16 protein-coding genes are annotated in these 16,406 nt (G+C 73.1%); 7 read left to right on the top strand and 9 right to left on the bottom strand.

Features of this window, described 5'->3' with window-relative positions:
* Positions 1-37: 37 nt before the first annotated feature.
* The 4 genes from AB0P07_RS33020 to AB0P07_RS33035 form a co-directional block, all read right to left on the bottom strand.
* A complete protein-coding gene (locus AB0P07_RS33020; protein WP_365557168.1) occupies positions 38-775 on the bottom strand; it encodes a DUF2993 domain-containing protein in 738 nt (245 codons plus the stop codon).
* Between the two features lie 177 nt (positions 776-952).
* Positions 953-2,242: a hypothetical protein gene (locus AB0P07_RS33025; RefSeq protein WP_365557171.1), complete on the bottom strand. Its 1,290-nt coding sequence runs from the start codon at positions 2,240-2,242 to the stop codon at positions 953-955.
* 3 nt (positions 2,243-2,245) lie between these two features.
* Positions 2,246-2,500, bottom strand: a complete 255-nt coding sequence (locus tag AB0P07_RS33030) for a MoaD/ThiS family protein (RefSeq protein ID WP_030403605.1) — start codon at positions 2,498-2,500, stop codon at positions 2,246-2,248.
* 36 nt (positions 2,501-2,536) lie between these two features.
* Positions 2,537-3,397, bottom strand: a complete 861-nt coding sequence (locus tag AB0P07_RS33035) for an alpha/beta fold hydrolase (RefSeq protein WP_365557175.1) — start codon at positions 3,395-3,397, stop codon at positions 2,537-2,539.
* 229 nt (positions 3,398-3,626) lie between these two features.
* Between AB0P07_RS33035 and AB0P07_RS33040 the strand changes: the two genes are divergently transcribed.
* The 5 genes from AB0P07_RS33040 to AB0P07_RS33060 all read left to right on the top strand — a co-directional run bounded on the left by AB0P07_RS33040 (position 3,627) and on the right by AB0P07_RS33060 (position 8,967).
* Positions 3,627-4,448 (top strand): response regulator transcription factor, encoded by an 822-nt coding sequence (locus AB0P07_RS33040; protein ID WP_365557178.1) that lies wholly within the window; start codon positions 3,627-3,629, stop codon positions 4,446-4,448.
* A gap of 42 nt (positions 4,449-4,490) precedes the next feature.
* Complete coding sequence (locus AB0P07_RS33045) at positions 4,491-5,513, top strand: LacI family DNA-binding transcriptional regulator (RefSeq protein WP_365557181.1); 1,023 nt, start codon at positions 4,491-4,493, stop codon at positions 5,511-5,513.
* Between the two features lie 114 nt (positions 5,514-5,627).
* A complete protein-coding gene (locus AB0P07_RS33050) occupies positions 5,628-6,665 on the top strand; it encodes a trypsin-like peptidase domain-containing protein (protein ID WP_365557184.1) in 1,038 nt (345 codons plus the stop codon).
* Between the two features lie 86 nt (positions 6,666-6,751).
* The gene (locus AB0P07_RS33055; RefSeq protein WP_164419519.1) at positions 6,752-7,492 is read left to right on the top strand and encodes a response regulator transcription factor; all 741 of its coding nucleotides are present in this window, start codon (positions 6,752-6,754) and stop codon (positions 7,490-7,492) included.
* Positions 7,489-8,967 carry a HAMP domain-containing sensor histidine kinase gene (locus tag AB0P07_RS33060; protein ID WP_365557188.1) on the top strand — a complete coding sequence of 493 codons (1,479 nt, stop codon included), beginning with the start codon at positions 7,489-7,491 and terminating at the stop codon, positions 8,965-8,967. Before AB0P07_RS33055 ends, AB0P07_RS33060 begins: the two co-directional genes overlap by 4 nt.
* Here the strand turns inward: AB0P07_RS33060 and AB0P07_RS33065 are convergent.
* Positions 8,942-9,343 carry a RidA family protein gene (locus AB0P07_RS33065; protein WP_365557190.1) on the bottom strand — a complete coding sequence of 134 codons (402 nt, stop codon included), beginning with the start codon at positions 9,341-9,343 and terminating at the stop codon, positions 8,942-8,944. The two genes, AB0P07_RS33060 and AB0P07_RS33065, sit on opposite strands and share 26 nt — an antisense overlap.
* Before the next feature lie 101 nt (positions 9,344-9,444).
* On the opposite strand from AB0P07_RS33065, the gene AB0P07_RS33070 reads away from it, so the two are divergent.
* A complete protein-coding gene (locus AB0P07_RS33070; RefSeq protein WP_102931284.1) occupies positions 9,445-9,828 on the top strand; it encodes a helix-turn-helix domain-containing protein in 384 nt (127 codons plus the stop codon).
* A gap of 67 nt (positions 9,829-9,895) precedes the next feature.
* Here the strand turns inward: AB0P07_RS33070 and AB0P07_RS33075 are convergent, their stop codons facing one another.
* On the bottom strand, positions 9,896-11,722 hold the full coding sequence (locus tag AB0P07_RS33075; protein ID WP_365557193.1) for a bifunctional metallophosphatase/5'-nucleotidase: 1,827 nt from the start codon (positions 11,720-11,722) through the stop codon (positions 9,896-9,898).
* Between the two features lie 184 nt (positions 11,723-11,906).
* Here AB0P07_RS33075 and mshD point away from each other — a divergent pair, with 184 nt between their 5' ends.
* The gene (mshD, locus tag AB0P07_RS33080; RefSeq protein WP_365557196.1) at positions 11,907-12,836 is read left to right on the top strand and encodes a mycothiol synthase; all 930 of its coding nucleotides are present in this window, start codon (positions 11,907-11,909) and stop codon (positions 12,834-12,836) included.
* Between the two features lie 502 nt (positions 12,837-13,338).
* Here the strand turns inward: mshD and AB0P07_RS33085 are convergent.
* The 3 genes from AB0P07_RS33085 to AB0P07_RS33095 are packed head-to-tail and all read right to left on the bottom strand — an operon-like array spanning position 13,339 to position 16,393.
* The gene (locus tag AB0P07_RS33085; RefSeq protein WP_365557199.1) at positions 13,339-14,028 is read right to left on the bottom strand and encodes an ABC transporter; all 690 of its coding nucleotides are present in this window, start codon (positions 14,026-14,028) and stop codon (positions 13,339-13,341) included.
* A complete protein-coding gene (locus AB0P07_RS33090) occupies positions 14,016-15,521 on the bottom strand; it encodes an ABC transporter permease (protein ID WP_365557255.1) in 1,506 nt (501 codons plus the stop codon). Before AB0P07_RS33090 ends, AB0P07_RS33085 begins: the two co-directional genes overlap by 13 nt.
* A gap of 11 nt (positions 15,522-15,532) precedes the next feature.
* Entirely contained in the window at positions 15,533-16,393 is an 861-nt protein-coding gene (locus AB0P07_RS33095; protein ID WP_365557202.1) for an ABC transporter ATP-binding protein, read from the bottom strand.
* Between the last annotated feature and the right edge of the window lie 13 nt (positions 16,394-16,406).

Consider the following 16,406-nt stretch of genomic DNA (forward strand, 5'->3'; position numbering starts at 1 on the left):
CCGCCGGGGGCGTGCCTCGCCCGCGCCGTCCCTCGTCCTACCCGGCCAGCTTGACGTCGGAACCCTTCACCGTGATCTCGACGCCGTCCTTCGCCGCCTCGACCTTGTCCAGCTCGATGCCGCCCGGCAGTTCGTCGATGGTCTGCTGGAAGTCGGTGATGGCCCGGATGCGGGACTCGGCGAGCTGCCGGCCGGCGATCCTGGGCAGCCCGTCGGCGACGACCTCCACGTCGTCGTCCTCCACCTTGACCGAGCTGAGCACCTCGATCGGCTCGGGCACCTCGACGCCGAGGACCGTGGCCTGCAGCGACACCTTGATCTTCCCGTTGCCGCCGTCGGAGAGGCCGACGACCTTGGCGTCGATGCCGGACACGATCTCCGTGGGCTCGGACTTGGTGGCCTTCATCAGCTCGTCGTAGCCGACGGTCGCGGTGCCGGTGGCGCTGGCCGCCGTGGCGGAGCTGTAGTCGCCGGAGAACTCGACGCCCTTCATGTGCGCCCGCAGCTCGGCGATGCGGATCTTCTCGCCGCCCTTGCCGGTGGACGCCTCGTAGTCGTCGATGCCGACCTCCACGTCGTCCAGCGAACCGCCGACGAGCTGCGTGAGGAAGGGAAAGCCGTTGATCGAGACGTCCGGCGTCGAGGGCAGGTTCTCGGTGCTGCGCAGCTTGTCCGCCGCCTCGCCCTCGGCGAAGTTGACGGCGACACGGTCGGCGATCACGAAGAGGCCGCCCAGGATCACGACGACGATCAACAGTATTCGCAGTGCGCGCATGCGGTGTTCCCAACCCTGGACGCTCGACGGCGGCGGACCCGACGACCGGCGGCCGTCCAGCGCGAGCGTAACGCGGGCCCCCGGCACTCCCCGGGTTTTGTCGAACAGCTGTGACAGGGGGCGCCGACACCTGTGACGGGGGCCGCCGTCGCCCGGGGACGCGGTGCCGCGCCGGGCTCAGGCCAGGGCCCGGCCCAGGACGTACACGGCCGGGGCCGCCGCCGCGAGGGGCAGGGCCACGCCCGCCGTGAAGTGGACGAAGCGGGAGGGGTAGTCGTACGCCGCGACCCGCAGGCCGATCAGCGCGCAGACCGCCGCGCCCGCGCCGAGCAGCGCACCCGACGCCCCGAAGTCCGTCGTCGAGCCGACCGCGATCCCCGCCCCGGCCGCCGCGAGTAGCGCGACCACCACGGACGCCGGGGTCGGCAACGGCAGCGCGCGGGCCACGGCGGCCACGGCCACCGCGATCCCGCCGACGGCCACCGCGTCCGCGTCCGCGGCGAGGTATCCGCCCGCGACGACGGCCAGGGCCGCCGCGGCGATCGTCGCCATCAGGCCGTACATCCGCTCGTCGGGGTCGGCGTGCGAGCGGAGCTGGAGGACGAGGGAGAGCAGCACCCACACCCCGAGCGTGCCGAGGATCGCCGCCGGGGAGCGGTCCGACACCAGCAGCGCCACGTCGGCGGCGAGCGCGCCCAGGAAGCCCAGCGCGATGCCCTGCCGGGCCGGCCACATGCCGTTCAGCCGGAACCAGCCCGCCGCGGTGACCGCCTGCAGGACGACGAGCGGGACGAGGAGGGCGTACGTACCGAGCGCCGCCGCTCCGGACAGCAGCAGCCCGAGCAGCGCGGTGAGACCGGCCGGCTGCATGCCCGGGTCGATGATCGGCGATCGCCCTTCGGCCCGGGCCCGCTGCGCGTCGGTGATCCGCGTGTTCCCGGCGACGGTCGCCGGGCCGTAACCGGGCTCGTCGGAGGGGGAGGCGGAGGCAGAGGACGAGGCGGAAGCCGGGGACGGTGCGGGCGCCGGTGCGGGCGCGGGGGACTCGTACGGCTGTGGCTGCGGCTGCGGCTGCGGCTGCGGCTGCGGCGCGTACGGCTGTGCCTGCGGCGCGTACGACTGTGGCTGTGCCTGGGACTGGTACGGCTGTGGCTGTGCCTGGGACTGGTACGGCTGCGGCTGCGGCTGCGGCTGTCCATACCCCTGCGGCGGGTACGGCTCAGGCTGTGGCTGGGCGTACGGCGGCAGGTACGCCGTCTCCTCCGCGGAGACCGGCGGCTGCACCTGCGTCTCCCAGGTCTGCCCCTGCCACTGCTGCGTGTACTGGTCGGCGTTCGGGTCCGGCTGCTGCTCCCCGTAGCCCTGGTACGACTGGTTCGGCTGGTACGGCTGCTGCCCGGGCCACGCCTGCGCGTCGTGTCCCTCGTACGGCTGCTGCCCGTACGGCTGATGCGGCTGGTCGGTCATCGCTCACCCTCCTGCGAACGGCGGGAGCACCTCGACCGTGCCGCCCTCGGCCAGCCGTACCGTCTCATGCCCGCGGGTGCCCACGGGGTCGCCGTCGACCAGGAACGAGCAGCGCAGCAGCACGCGCGTGAGTTCGCCGGGGTGGCGCTCGCGCACCGCGTCCAGCGCGTCGGCGAGCGTCGCCGCGTCGTACGGCTCCTCGGCCACCCCCGCCGCGGCCTTCGCGGCGGCCCAGTAGCGCACCGTGACCTTTGCCATCTCGTTCCTTCGTCGTCGGCGATGAACAACGTCAGGCTAGCCCGCCGCCGCCACCGCCCAGTCGCCGATGCGGTGCAGCAGCGCCTCGTCGGAGGCGTTCTCGGCGTGGCCCATGCCGGGTTCCAGCCAGAGTTCGCCGTGGTCGCCGGCCGCCTCGGCCAGCATCCGGGGGTGGTCGAGGGGGAAGTAGCCGTCCCGGTCGCCGTGCACGACCAGCAGTGGCGTCGGCGCGATCCGCTCCACCGCCTCCACGGGCGACAGCGGCACCGGGTCCCAGTCCCGGTGGTGGATCCGGGTGCGCAGGCCGTAGCGGCCCACCAGGCGACCGGCGGGGCGCATCACCAGCCAGTGCAGCCGGCGCATGGGTGCCGTGCCCCGGTAGTACCAGCGGGCGGGGGAGCTGACCGACACGACGGCGTCCGTGCCCGCCTCCTCGTCGCCGGCGTACAGCGCGGCGTGCCGCAGGACCACCGAGCCGCCCATGGAGAAGCCGACGGTGGCCACGCGCGCGTGCCCGAAGCCGCGCGCCCACGCCACCGCCGCGGCCAGGTCGAGCACCTCGCGGTCCCCGACCGTGGACCGTCCGCCGGAGGCTCCGTGGCCCCGGAAGGAGAACGTGACGACGGCGCCGTGCCGCGCCAACGCCGCCGCGATCCGCCGTACGTGCGGTCGGTCGGCGTCGCCCGTGAAACCGTGCGCGACGACGAAGACCAGGTCAGAGGGGTCGCGCCGGTTCGGTCCCGGCTCGTACACGGCGTCGACCGGGACACCGTCGGCCGTACGGAGGAAGGTGCGCGCGGGCGTGCGGCGCGGCGCTCCCCGGGGCGTCTCGGGATGCGGACGATTCTCTGGACGACGGGTGGAACGCGCCACATGGCCCGCCGGTCGGTTGCTCATATCGGCTATTCTGCTGGGCAGAGGACTCGGGCAACGTAGCCCCCGGGTCCTTTTGTGCTTTCGGGAGCGATGCCGGGCGGTCGTCGGGCGGTCGTCGGGCATTCACCTCCCGGACGCCACATGTACGAAGCAGTGCCGCAAACGTCCTCGCAGGGACCCAGGAGGAACCAGACGTTATGGGCGAGCGAACCGGGCACGACCACAAACCGTCCCAGGCAGGTGGGGCGCGATGAGTTCTCTGCTGCTCCTGACCAACGCCCTCCAGCCGTCGACGGAGGTGCTCCCCGCTCTCGGCCTGCTGCTGCACAACGTGCGCGTCGCCCCCGCCGAGGGCCCCGCCCTCGTCGACACCCCGGGCGCCGACGTCATCCTCGTCGACGGCCGCCGCGACCTTCCCCAGATCCGCAGCCTGTGCCAGCTGCTGCGCTCCACGGGGCTCAGCTGTCCGCTGGTCCTCATCGTCACCGAGGGCGGGCTCGCCGCCGTCACCGCCGACTGGGGCATCGACGACGTACTGCTCGACACCGCCGGCCCCGCGGAGGTCGAGGCACGGCTGCGGCTGGCCACCGGCCGCCAGCAGCTCGGCGGCGACGACTCCCCCATGGAGATCCGCAACGGCGACCTGTCGGTGGACGAGGCGACGTACTCCGCGAAGCTCAAGGGCCGGGTCCTGGACCTGACCTTCAAGGAGTTCGAGCTGCTCAAGTACCTCGCCCAGCACCCGGGCCGCGTGTTCACCCGCGCCCAGCTGCTCCAGGAGGTGTGGGGCTACGACTACTTCGGCGGCACCCGCACGGTCGACGTGCACGTACGGCGGCTGCGCGCCAAGCTCGGCCCCGAGCACGAGTCGCTGATCGGCACCGTCCGCAACGTCGGCTACCGCTTCGTGACGCCGGAGAAGCCGGAGAATTCCGAAAAGGGCGAGACGGCCGGGAAGAGCGAGCAGGCCGGGAAGAGCGAGCAGGCCGGGAAGAGCGAGCAGGCCGGGAAGCCCGAGAAGCCGGCCGCCGAGCAGAGCGAGGCGGCCGGCGCAAGGTCATCCAAGGTGTGATACGCCCTGCCCGGAGCGGGTCCATCCGCGTAGACTCCGCGCGTGGCCAAGGTGACTCGGGATGACGTGGCGCGACTGGCGGGGACTTCCACCGCCGTCGTCAGCTACGTCATCAACAACGGACCCCGGCCGGTCGCCCCGGCCACGCGCGAGCGTGTCCTCGCCGCGATCAAGGAACTGGGGTACCGCCCGGACCGGGTCGCCCAGGCGATGGCGTCGCGGCGCACGGACCTCATAGGGCTGATCGTGCCGGACGCGCGCCAGCCGTTCTTCGCGGAGATGGCGCACGCGGTCGAGTGGGCCGCCTCCGAGCGCGGCAAGATGGTGCTCGTCGGCAACAGCGACTACGTCGGCGAACGCGAGGTGCACTACCTGCGCGCCTTCCTCGGCATGCGCGTCTCCGGCCTGATCCTGGTCAGCCACGCACTGAACGACCTGGCCGCCGCCGAGATCGACGCCTGGGACGCCCGGGTGGTCCTGCTGCACGAGCGCCCCGAGGCCATCGACGACGTCGCCGTCGTCACCGACGACCTGGGCGGCGCCCAGCTCGCCGTACGCCACCTGCTGGAGCACGGGTACGAGTACGTCGCCTGCATGGGCGGCACCGCCGAGACCCCGTCCGTCGGCGACCCGGTCTCCGACCACGTCGAGGGCTGGAAGCGCGCGATGAAGGAGGCCGGGCTCTCCACCGAGGGCCGGCTCTTCGAGGCGCCGTACAACCGCTACGACGCCTACCGCGTGGGCCTGGAGCTGCTCTCCGGGCCGCAGCGCCCGCCCGCGATCTTCTGCTCCACCGACGACCAGGCGATCGGCCTGCTGCGCGCGGCCCGCGAGCTGCGCATCGACGTCCCCGGTGAGCTGGCGGTGGCCGGTTTCGACGACATCAAGGAGGCGGATCTCGCCGACCCGCCCCTGACGACGGTCGCCTCGGACCGCTCGGCGATGGCGCGGGCCGCCGTGGACCTGGTCCTCGACGACGGTCTGCGGGTGGCGGGCTCCCGGCGCGAGCGGCTGAAGGTGTTCCCGTCGCAGCTGGTGGTCCGGCAGTCCTGCGGCTGCGCGTAGCCTCCCCCACGGCTCCCCCACGGCAGGCGCCTTTATATCGGGCATACGAGGTTCTGCCGGGCTTCTCAGACAGCACTCAGGCCGCTCTCATCCGAGCGCGGGAAGCTCATGGACATGACCGAGAGCCTCCGCCCGAACGGCGAGTACGAGCACGCGAACCCGTACCAGGGAACCCACCAGCACGCCTCCTCTCCCGTCAACCCGGAGTGGCCGCCCCCGCCGGCGCAGCCGCCCGGGAACCACCCCACGCAGCCGCTGCCCGAGCCGCCGCACGGCAAGCGCCCGGCCAGGCGGCGCGGCCCCGCCGCCCTGCTCGTGGCCGTGGCGATCGTCGCGGCCGCCGTCGGTGGCGGCACCGCGTTCGGCATCCAGGAGCTGACCGGCAGCGACACCGTCGCCTCCAGCTCCACCAGCACCAACGTGGTGCCCTCCAGCCAGAAGGGCACGGTCTCCGGGGTCGCGAAGGCGGTCAGCCCGAGCATCGTCGAGATCAACGCCACCTCGAACGCCGGCTCCTCCACCGGTTCCGGCGTGATCATCACCGACGACGGCGAGATCGTCACCAACAACCACGTCGTCGCCGGCGCCTCGTCCGTCAAGGTGACGACGAACGACGGCAAGCAGTACACCGCCGAGGTCGTCGGCACCGACAGCAAGAAGGACCTCGCGCTGATCAAGCTGGAGAACGCCTCCGGCCTCAAGGCCGCGACCCTCGGCGACTCCGACGGCATCGGGGTCGGCGACCAGGTCGTCGCCATCGGCTCTCCCGAGGGCCTGACCGGCACCGTGACCAGCGGCATCGTCTCCGCGCTCGACCGCGACGTGACCGTCTCGACCGACGAGGGCCGGCAGCAACAGCAGCAGCGGCAGGGCGGCCAGTGGCCGTTCGAGTTCGGCGGGCAGCAGTTCAACGGCGACACCGGCTCGTCCACGACGACGTACAAGGCGATCCAGACCGACGCGTCCCTCAACCCGGGCAACTCCGGCGGCGCCCTGATCGACATGAACGGCAACATCATCGGCATCAACTCCGCGATGTACTCGGCGACCGAGTCCTCCGCGAGCGCGGGCAGCGTGGGCCTGGGCTTCGCCATCCCGATCAACACGGTGAAGGCGGACCTGCCCGGGCTGCGGGCGGGTGCGAGCAACTGACGGGGAACCCGATACAGGCCCCGGAACGTGCGACGCTGAAGTCGTTGGCAGCTCCCGTACCCACCGCATCCGAGGATCCCGAGACCATGAGCCCCGCAGACGGCGACCGTGACCGTGAGACCCAGCGCATCCTGATCGTCGACGACGAGCCGGCGGTCCGCGAGGCCCTCCAGCGCAGCCTCGCCTTCGAGGGCTACGGCACCGAGGTCGCCGTCGACGGCGCCGACGCCCTGGAGAAGGCCGCCGCGTACCGTCCCGACCTCGTCGTCCTGGACATCCAGATGCCCCGCATGGACGGCCTGACCGCCGCCCGCCGCATCCGCGGCGCGGGCGACCTCACCCCGATCCTGATGCTGACGGCCCGCGACACGGTCGGGGACCGGGTGACCGGCCTGGACGCGGGGGCGGACGACTACCTGGTCAAGCCGTTCGAGCTGGACGAGCTGTTCGCCCGTATCCGCGCGCTGCTGCGCCGCAGCTCCTACGCGGCGGCGGTGGAGGCCACCGCCGAGGACGAGGACACCCTCGCCTTCGCCGACCTGACCATGGACCTGGCGACGCGCGAGGTCACACGGGCCGGACGCCCGGTCGAGCTGACCCGCACGGAGTTCACCCTGCTGGAGATGTTCATGGCGCACCCGCGCCAGGTCCTCACCCGGGAGCAGATCCTGAAGGCCGTCTGGGGCTTCGACTTCGAACCGTCCTCGAACTCCCTCGACGTGTACGTCATGTACCTGCGCCGCAAGACCGAGGCGGGCGGCGAGCCGCGCCTCGTGCACACCGTCCGCGGCGTCGGCTACGTCCTGCGGCAGGGCGGCGCGGAGTGACCTCTCTCGCCCGCCGGGTCCGCGCCCTGCCCATCCGGGCGCGGCTGTCGCTGCTGGTGGCGGCGGCGGTGGCGTTCGCGGTGGCGGCGGTTTCGGTGACGTGCTGGTTCATCGTCCAGGGGCGGCTGTACGACCAGGTCGACAGTGACCTCAAGAAGGCCACGATGCTGAACGACCCGCAGCAGCGTGACCAGGCCAGGGAAGCGCTCAACAACTGCTCGCAGACCCCGCGGGAAGGCGTCAACGGCCTGCGGACGACCTACTCCCAGGTGGTCACGGCGACCGGGACGGTCTGTCTGTTCAGCACCTCGGTGGGTCAGATCAAGGTGACGGAAGCCGACCAGGAGGTGATCGAGAACGGTTCGCCCCGCGAGGGCAGCTTCCGCAACGGCACGGCCGAGGACGGCACCGAACTGCGCGTGCTGACCCTGCCGGTGACCATCACCAACCCGGTCACGCAGGAGAGAGCGGGCGCCGCGCTCATCGCCGCCGTACCGCTGAAAGGCACCCGGACCACGCTCAACGACCTTGCGCTGATCCTCCTCCTCGTCTCCGGAATCGGAGTCCTCGGCGCCGGCGTCGCCGGTCTGTGGGTGGCGCGTACCGGTCTGCGTCCCGTCGACGAACTCACCGAGGCCGTCGAACACGTCGCCCGCACCGAGGACCTCACCGTCCGCATCCCGGTCGAGGCCGACAGCGACGACGAGATCGCCCGCCTCTCCCGCTCCTTCAACAGCATGACCTCGTCCCTGGCCAGCTCCCGCGACCTCCAGCAGCAGCTGATCGCCGACGCCGGCCACGAACTGCGCACCCCGCTCACCTCCCTGCGCACCAACATCGAGCTGCTCACCCGCAGCGAGGAGACCGGCCGCCCCATCCCGGAGGCCGACCGCAAGGCGCTCCTCGCCTCGGTCAAGGCCCAGATGACGGAGCTGGCGGCGCTCATCGGCGACCTCCAGGAACTCTCCCGCCCCGACACCGGCCAGCACGCGGGCCGCACCCGCATCCTCGCCTGGCAGGACGTCGTCGAGTCGGCGCTGCGCCGCGCCCGGCTGCGCGGCCCGGAGCTGACGATCAACGCGGACGTGCACCCCTGGTACGTACGGGCGGAACCGGCCGCGCTGGAACGCGCGGTGGTCAACATCCTGGACAACGCGGTGAAGTTCAGCCCGGACGGCGGCACCATCGACGTCCGCCTAGCCGACGGCGTCCTCACCGTCCGCGACCACGGCCCCGGCATCCCCGCCGACGAACTCCCCCACGTCTTCGACCGCTTCTGGCGCTCCCCGAGCGCCCGCGCGCTGCCCGGCTCGGGCCTGGGCCTGTCCATCGTGGCAAGGACGGTGCAGCAGGCGGGCGGCACGGTGGACCTGACCCGGGCCGAGGGCGGCGGCACCACCGCCACGATCCGGCTGCCGGGGGCGCCGGTGCCGCCGCCGGAGGGAGACCTCAGGCAGGCAGCCGAAGATCGATGACGAAGCCGATCTCGACGACCTGACCGGGCAGGGTCAGCCCGGTCACGCCCAGGACCGTGCCGGCCGGACGGTGCCCGCCGAAGTAGGCCAGGTTGCCCCGTGCCACCGCGGCGGCGTGCTGCCGCAGGTCCACGACGTACAGGGTCTGCGACACGATCTGGTTGCGGGTGGCTCCGTAGTGGTCCAGGACCCGGTCCATGTTGGCGTGCGTGCGCCGGAGCTGGGCGGCGAAGTCGCCCCCGTCCGGGAACTCACCCGCCTCGTCGAACGCGAGCTGCCCGGAGACGTGGACCAGCTCGCCCGACCTGATCGCCTGGGAGTAGCCGAAGTCGTCCTCGGCCGGCACGTCGAAGCGGAAGACATCGGGAGTGGTCATGGCGCTCGCCCTTCCGTCTGGCTCTCTTGTGGTTACTCGGAAACCGTAGGAGAGTGAGGGCTGAACTGGAAGAACGCACTTTTCGGTGACTGGGGTACCTGATGGTGACCAAGCAACTGCTCAACGGCCTGCCCGAGGACGCGGACCTGCGGCGCGCGGACTCCCTGGCCCGGGAGATCTTCTCGGACGTCGCCAACAAGTGGGCGCTGCTGATCATCGAGGCGCTGGGCGAGCGCACCCTGCGCTTCAGCGAGGTGCGCGGCGAGGTGGAGGGCATCAGCCACAAGATGCTCACGCAGAACCTGCGGATGCTGGAGCGCAACGGCCTGGTCCACCGCACGGTGCATCCGACCGTGCCGCCGAAGGTCGAGTACACCCTCACCGAACCGGGCCGCGCCCTGCGCGCCACGGTCGACGCGATCTGCGACTGGACCCAACGGCACCTCGGTCACATCGAGGGAGCGCGGGAACGTTTCGACGCCTGAGCGGCGTCACGGGGCCGCGGCTGCGCCCCGTTCACGGGGCACTCGGGTGAGTGCCCCGTGCGCGCACCTACTGCACGACCGTGATCCGGTCCGCCGCCGGGGGCGTGATCGGGTCGGTCGCCGAGGAGTTGGCCGTCAGGTACTGCTCGAAGGCCGCCAGGTCGTCCGCGCCGACGCGTTCGTTCGTGCCCTCGCCCAGCGTGGTGAAGCCGTCGCCGCCGCCCGCGAGGAAGCTGTTGGACGCGACGCGGTAGGTGGCCGCCGGGTCGATCGGGGCGCCGTTCAGGCGGATGGAGTCCGTCACCACCCGGTCCGCGCCCGACTTGGTCAGGTCCAGGGTGTAGGTGAGGCCGGACGAGATCTGGAGGATCTTCGGGGACGCCTCGTTCGGTCCGCTCACCTGCTCCTTGAGGACCTGGACCAGCTGGGCGCCCGTGTAGTCCCTGAGATTCACCGTGTTGGCGAAGGGCTGGACCGTGAAGCCCTCGGCGTAGGTGACCACGCCGTCGCCCTCGGTGCCGGAGGCCGTGTAGGTCAGCGGGGCGCGGATGCCGCCCGGGTTCATCAGGGCCAGGTCCGTCTCCGGGTCCTGCGCCTTGCCGTACGCGAACTGCGCGTCGGCGATCAGGTCGCCCAGCGGGGACTCGGTGCCGTTCCGGTCGATGTCGGCCGAGACGTAACCGATGGGGCGGTTGCCGATCGGTGCGGCCAGGGTGCTCCACCTGTCGATCAGGCGGGTCATGTCCGGCGCCTTGGGCACGTCGCGCGTCACCACGTGGTTCGCCGACTTCACCGACGTACGGGCGATGTCACCCGTCGCACGGTCGTACGTCAGCGTGGTGTCCGTGTACAGGCGGCCGAAGGACGAGGCCGACGTGACCATGCGCGGGTTGCCCGCCGGGTCGGGGATCGTGCAGACGTACGCGTTGTGGGTGTGGCCGGTGACCAGCGCGTCGACCTGCGGGGTGATGTGCTTGGCGATGTCGACGATCGGACCCGAGATGCCGTCGCCCGCGCCCGGGGAGTCGCAGTCGTAGTTGTAGGAGGACGAGGCCGGGAAGCCGCCCTCGTGAATGAGCGCGACGATCGACTTCACGCCCTGGCGCTGCAGCTCCCTGGCGTACTTGTTGATCGTCTCGACCTCGTCCTTGAACTTCAGGCCCTTCACGCCCGCGGCCGAGACGATGTTCGGGGTGCCCTCCAGGGTCACGCCGATGAAGCCGACCTTGACGCCCCGCTGCTTCCACACCCAGTAGGGCTTGAGGAGGGGCTTCCCCGTCTTCTCGTCGAGGACGTTCGCCGCCAGGTAGGGGAAGTCGGCGCCCTCGAAATTCTTGTCCGTGTAGCAGCCCTCGGTGGGGTGGCAGCCGCCGTTCTGGAGGCGGGTCAGTTCCCTGGCGCCCTCGTCGAACTCGTGGTTGCCGACGCTCGTCACGTCCAGGTCGAGCTTGTTCAGCGCCTCGATCGTCGGCTCGTCGTGGAAGAGGCCGGACAGCAGGGGCGACGCGCCGACCATGTCGCCGCCCGCGGCGGTGATGGAGTAACGGTTGCCCTTGCGGGCCTCGCGCAGGTGGGTGGCCAGGTACTCGATGCCGCCCGCGTCGATCGTCTTCGTCGTGCCGTCCGGCTGGGCCTCGGTGACGCGGCCGGAGGATCCGGCGGGCGGCTCCAGGTTGCCGTGCAGGTCGTTGAAGGAGAGGAGTTGGACGTCCTGGTAGCGGCCGTGGCCCTTCCCGTGGCCGCCGTGGCCCCGGCCGTCTCCGCCCGTGCTCGCCGAGGCCGGCAGGGCCGCCGCGGCGAGCGCCCCGGCGGTGACGACGGTGGCGGCCGCGACGAGGAGACGGCTGGTACGGCGTCTGCGACGCGGCTGGTGCGACTGTGCTGTGGCTGGCATGCGCCCCCCTGTGGGTGTGCGTGGCGCGAGCCGCTGAGGAGACGGCTCGTCGGCGCAGCAGCCTAGAGTCAACGCGCGTAGCGCGACAGGGGCTTCCGGGTTACGACCTGGTTTAACTTCACCCCCTGCTTCCTCCTCGCCCACTGCCGCCGCTCCGCCCCGCCCGCCCCTTACTCTCGTATGCATGACCAGCGACGACACCGTGCGGCCCGGCCGCCCCCGCTCGATCGAGACCCTCGCCGAACTCACGCCGGAGCAGACCGACGCCGTCCTCGCCCTGCTCACCGATGCGGCCCGGAACGACGGGCAGCACGCCGTGTCCGAGCAGGGCCGGCTGCAGCTGCGCGGGCCCGCGCGCGAGGGCGTCGCGCATCTGCTGCTCACCGTCGGCGACGGCGAACTCGTCGGCTACGCCCAGCTGGAGGGCACCGACCCGGTCGAGCCGCCGGCCGCCGAGCTGGTCGTCCACCCCTCGCACCGGGGTCAGGGCCACGGGCGGGCCCTGGGCTCCGCCCTGCTCGCCGCCTCCGGCAAGCGACTGCGCGTCTGGGCGCACGGCGGGCACTCCGCCGCCCGGCATCTCGCGCAGGTGCTCGGGCTCTCCCTCTTCCGGGAACTGCGGCAGATGCGGCGCCCGTTGGCCGGACTGGAGCTGCCGGAGCCGGTGCTGCCGGAGGGCGTGAGCGTGCGCGCCTTCGTGCCCGGGCGGGACGACGCGGCCTGGCTCGCCGTGAACGCCGCCGCCTTCGCCCACCACCCGGAACAGGGCTCGCTCACCCAGCGGGACCTCGACGACCGCAAGGCCGAGCCGTGGTTCGACCCGGCGGGCTTCTTCCTCGCCGAGCGGGACGGCGAGCTGATCGGCTTCCACTGGACCAAGGTGCACGCGGAGGAGGGGCTCGGCGAGGTGTACGTCCTCGGCATCCGCCCCGACACCCAGGGCGGCGGCCTGGGCAAGGCCCTCACCACGATCGGCCTGCGGCACCTGGAGGGGCAGGGCCTGCCCACGGCGATGCTGTACGTCGACGCCGACAACAAGGCCGCGGTGTCGGTCTACGAACGCCTCGGTTTCACCACCCACGAGACGGACCTGATGTACCGCACGGAGACGTGAGCCACCGGCGGGCCGTCCGGCGAGCGGTCACCGGCCGCCTGGCCGTACGGCGGGCGGTCCCGGCCGCCGGGCCGTCCGGGGAGCGATGACCGGCCGCCGGGCCATCCGGGGAGCGGTCACCGGCCGCCGGGCCGTCCGGCGAGCGGTCACCGGCCGCCTGGCCGTACGGCGGGCGGTCCCGGCCGCCGGGCCGTCCGGGGAGCGATGACCGGCCGCCGGGCCATCCGGGGAGCGGTCACCGGCCGCCGGGCCGTCCGGCGAGCGGTCACCGGCCGCCTGGCCGTACGGCGGGCGGTCCCGGCCGCCGGGCCGTCCGGGGAGCGATGACCGGCCGCCGGGCCGTCCGGGGAACGGTCACCGGCCGCCGGGCCGTCCGGGGAACGGTCCCGGCCGTCCGGCCGTATGAGGGCCGGTCACCGGCCGCCGGGCCATCCGGGGAACGGTCCCGGCCGTCCGGCCGTATGAGGGCCGGTGATCGGCCGCCCACCCGCACGGAAAGCAGTCACCGGCCGCCCGACCGTATGAGGGCCGGTCGCCGGCCGCCGCGTCCGCGCCCCAGCGGCTCCGGCCCGCACGCCGCCCCCAGCAGGCCCACCGCCGCCGCCAGCACCGCCCACCGCTCGTGCCCGGCGGACCAGCGCGGGTCCTCGGCCTGGACGAACAGCGCCCAGCCCTCCGGTGCGAGCAGGGGCGCGAGAACGGCCGTGAGCAGCAGGGCCGCCGCGGCGAACGGACCCGGACGGGCCTCGTCCGTCAGCCGTACGGCCAGGGCCGCGGCGGCGAGGGCGAAGGCGCCCACCGTCACCGCCTCCAGGGTGACCCCGCCGGCCGGGGGCCGGGACGCCGACGGGGTCAGGAGCAGTACGGCCGTCCACCACAGCGCGGCAAGCGGCGCGACCAGGGCCACGCGCATCGCCTGCCGGACGATCCTCGGCGTCGGCACGGGCGCGGTGAGGTGACGGGCCGGGTCGTCCAGCAGGAAGGCCAGGCCGAGCGCGCCGGTCAGGGCGGCGCCCCGCAGCAGTAACAGCGTCTGCCAGGGGGCCGGTTCGGCGCCGGTCACGGCCGGCGTGGCCGCGACCAGCAGGCCGAGGGCGCCCGCCGCGGTCAGGACACGCCAGGGGAGCGTGCGCCACAGGGGGCCGACCAGGTCCACCGTCAGCGATCCCCGGGGTGCCGTCAGTCCTCGCACGAGTCCGCCTTCTTCGGGCCGGGCACACCGAGGAGTTCGGCGACGCGGGCGGTCGTGACGCCCGGTGCGGTCAGTTCGGCCCAGTGCTTCTTGACCCGAGCTCCCGTCCCGGCGGGCGGGTTCTCCAGCAGGCGGCGTACGACGTCCGTCTGGCCCTCGGTCATGGACAGCGGGTCGGTGGGGGACAGGACGATCGCGGAGCCCGTCACGCTGTCGTCGAGCCGGACCCGTCGCAGGGCGCCCATCGGGTCGTCCTGCCAGCTCAGGGAGAGCCACATGACGGTGACCATCCGCCCGTCGCACAGCTCGCTGCCGGCCGCCTCCGTGCCCGCGACGAGAACGGCGGCGACCGCGCTGGAGAACTCGGGGACCCGGTTGCCGCCCCAGGCGGTGCCCACGGTGACCCGGTGCGGTTCGGTCGACGCGGGGATCGAGGTGTCGGTGCCCGGTCCGTAGCGGGCGTCGATCCGCTGCCGTACGACGAGTGGCCGGTCGTGCGCGGAGCCGCCGGCCACGGCCTGAATCCGGTCCACGACCTCGGCCCAGGCGCCGGTGCGGGGCGCCCACTCGGGGAGCGCACAGTACGTCGAACCGCCGTGCTCGGCGCAGGTGAGGTCGGGGTCCGCCGAGACGTGCTCGCGGGCCGCGGTCAGCTCCGGCGACGGCGTCACCCCCCGGGCCTGGAGCACCCCACCGGTCACCGCGGCGGCGAGGCTCAGGGCGAGGCCGGCCCGGACGAACGCACCGCGCCCGCCCGCGACGGCCATGGCGAGGAAGGCGACGCACAGGGCCGCGCCCACCAGGTACAGGGCGTGCCAGGCGGCGGGGCGTCCCAGCAGGTCGGAGGGCAGGGAGTCGGGGCCGATCACGGGGACGGCCGGTGCCAGCCAGGACAGCCCGCTCGCCTCGCTCGGCCCGGTCCCGAGGACGAAGACGAACAGGAGCACGACCACCAGCAGCGGTGCGGCGAAGGCGGACATCGTCACGCGGCCGAGCAGCACCCCGAGCGCCCCGAAGGCCAGCACCGTCAGCGGCCCCACGGCCAGCTCGGCCGGCGAACCGTGCCCGACCGCGCCCGGCTTGAGCGCCTCCCAGCCGAACTGCCCGGCCACGCAGACGGCGGTGAGCAGGGCGGCCGGTACGACGGACAGCGCGTGGGCGGCCGTACGGCGCCAGGGCTGCAGGACCAGCGTCGCGAAGTGGGTTTCGGTGCCGTGCCGTTCGGAGCGCACGACCGCGCGGGCGGCGCACAGCAGGACGGCGAGCCCGACGAGCATCGGCATGGACTGGGTGGCGCGGTCGGCGTCCTGGAGGACGGGGTTGCCGTCCCATGAGTTGCGCGTACGCCAGACGATCCAGGCGATGTACGCCACGAAGGCGATGACGACAGGGATGCTCAGCAGCAGCCTGCGTGCCTCGAACCGGGCGAGGGCGAGCACGGCCCGCGCTCCGCGGTCGTGGAGCGGTGCCCGCACGGGCGCGGGCTCCTCCACCCGTACGGCGCTCACGCGGCCACCTCCGTGCCGGCGTCGTCCAGGACGAGCAGGTAGCCGTCCTCCAGGGTGGGGGCGGCGGGCTCGGCTCCCGGGGGCGGGTCGCCCACGTTCCGGAAGGAGCCGGTGCCGGTGCGCCACCCGGCCTTCGCGCCGGGGTCCTTCTCCGCGCTGCTCCACACCCTTCCGGCGGCCCGCGCGGTCAGCTCGGCCGGGGTGCCGTCGAACCGCACCGCACCGGCCGCCATGACGATCACCCGGTGGCAGAGCATCGCCACGTCCTCGGTCTGGTGGGTGGACAGGAGCACGGTCCGCCCCTCCCCCGCCTCGGCGATCAGCTCTCTGAACCGCATGCGCTGCTCGGGGTCGAGACCGACGGTCGGCTCGTCGAGCACCAGGAACCCCGGGTCGCCCACCAGCGCGGCGGCCAGCGCGACCCGCTGCCGCATGCCGCCGGACAGCTTCTTGATCCGGCGTCCGCGCACGTCCCCGAGGTCGACCTCCTCCAGGACCCGCCGGACCTCACGGTGCCGTTCCCGGCGGTCCGCCAGTTCCTTGAGGATCGCCACGTAGTCGACGAACTCGAAGGCGGTGAAGTCAGGGTGGAAACCGGGCGTCTGCGGCAGGTACCCGAGCCGCCGCCGCACCTCCTGGCGGCCGCGCGAGGTCCCGGGGTCGTGCCCGAGCACGGTGAAGGCGCCCCGGTCGGCGGGGACGGCGGTGGCGAGCACGCGCAGCAGGGTGGTCTTCCCGGCGCCGTTGGGCCCGAGCAGCCCGGTGACGCCCGGGGTGAGCCGCAGCGACACGTCGTCGAGGGCGCGGGTGCGCCCGTAGTGCAGGCTCAGCCCGGAGGCGGAAACGGTGGGGGTCATACGGCACTCCCGT

Origin of the sequence: Streptomyces sp. NPDC085944, from assembly GCF_040686295.1 — a bacterium.
Classification (GTDB): domain Bacteria; phylum Actinomycetota; class Actinomycetes; order Streptomycetales; family Streptomycetaceae; genus Streptomyces; species Streptomyces salinarius.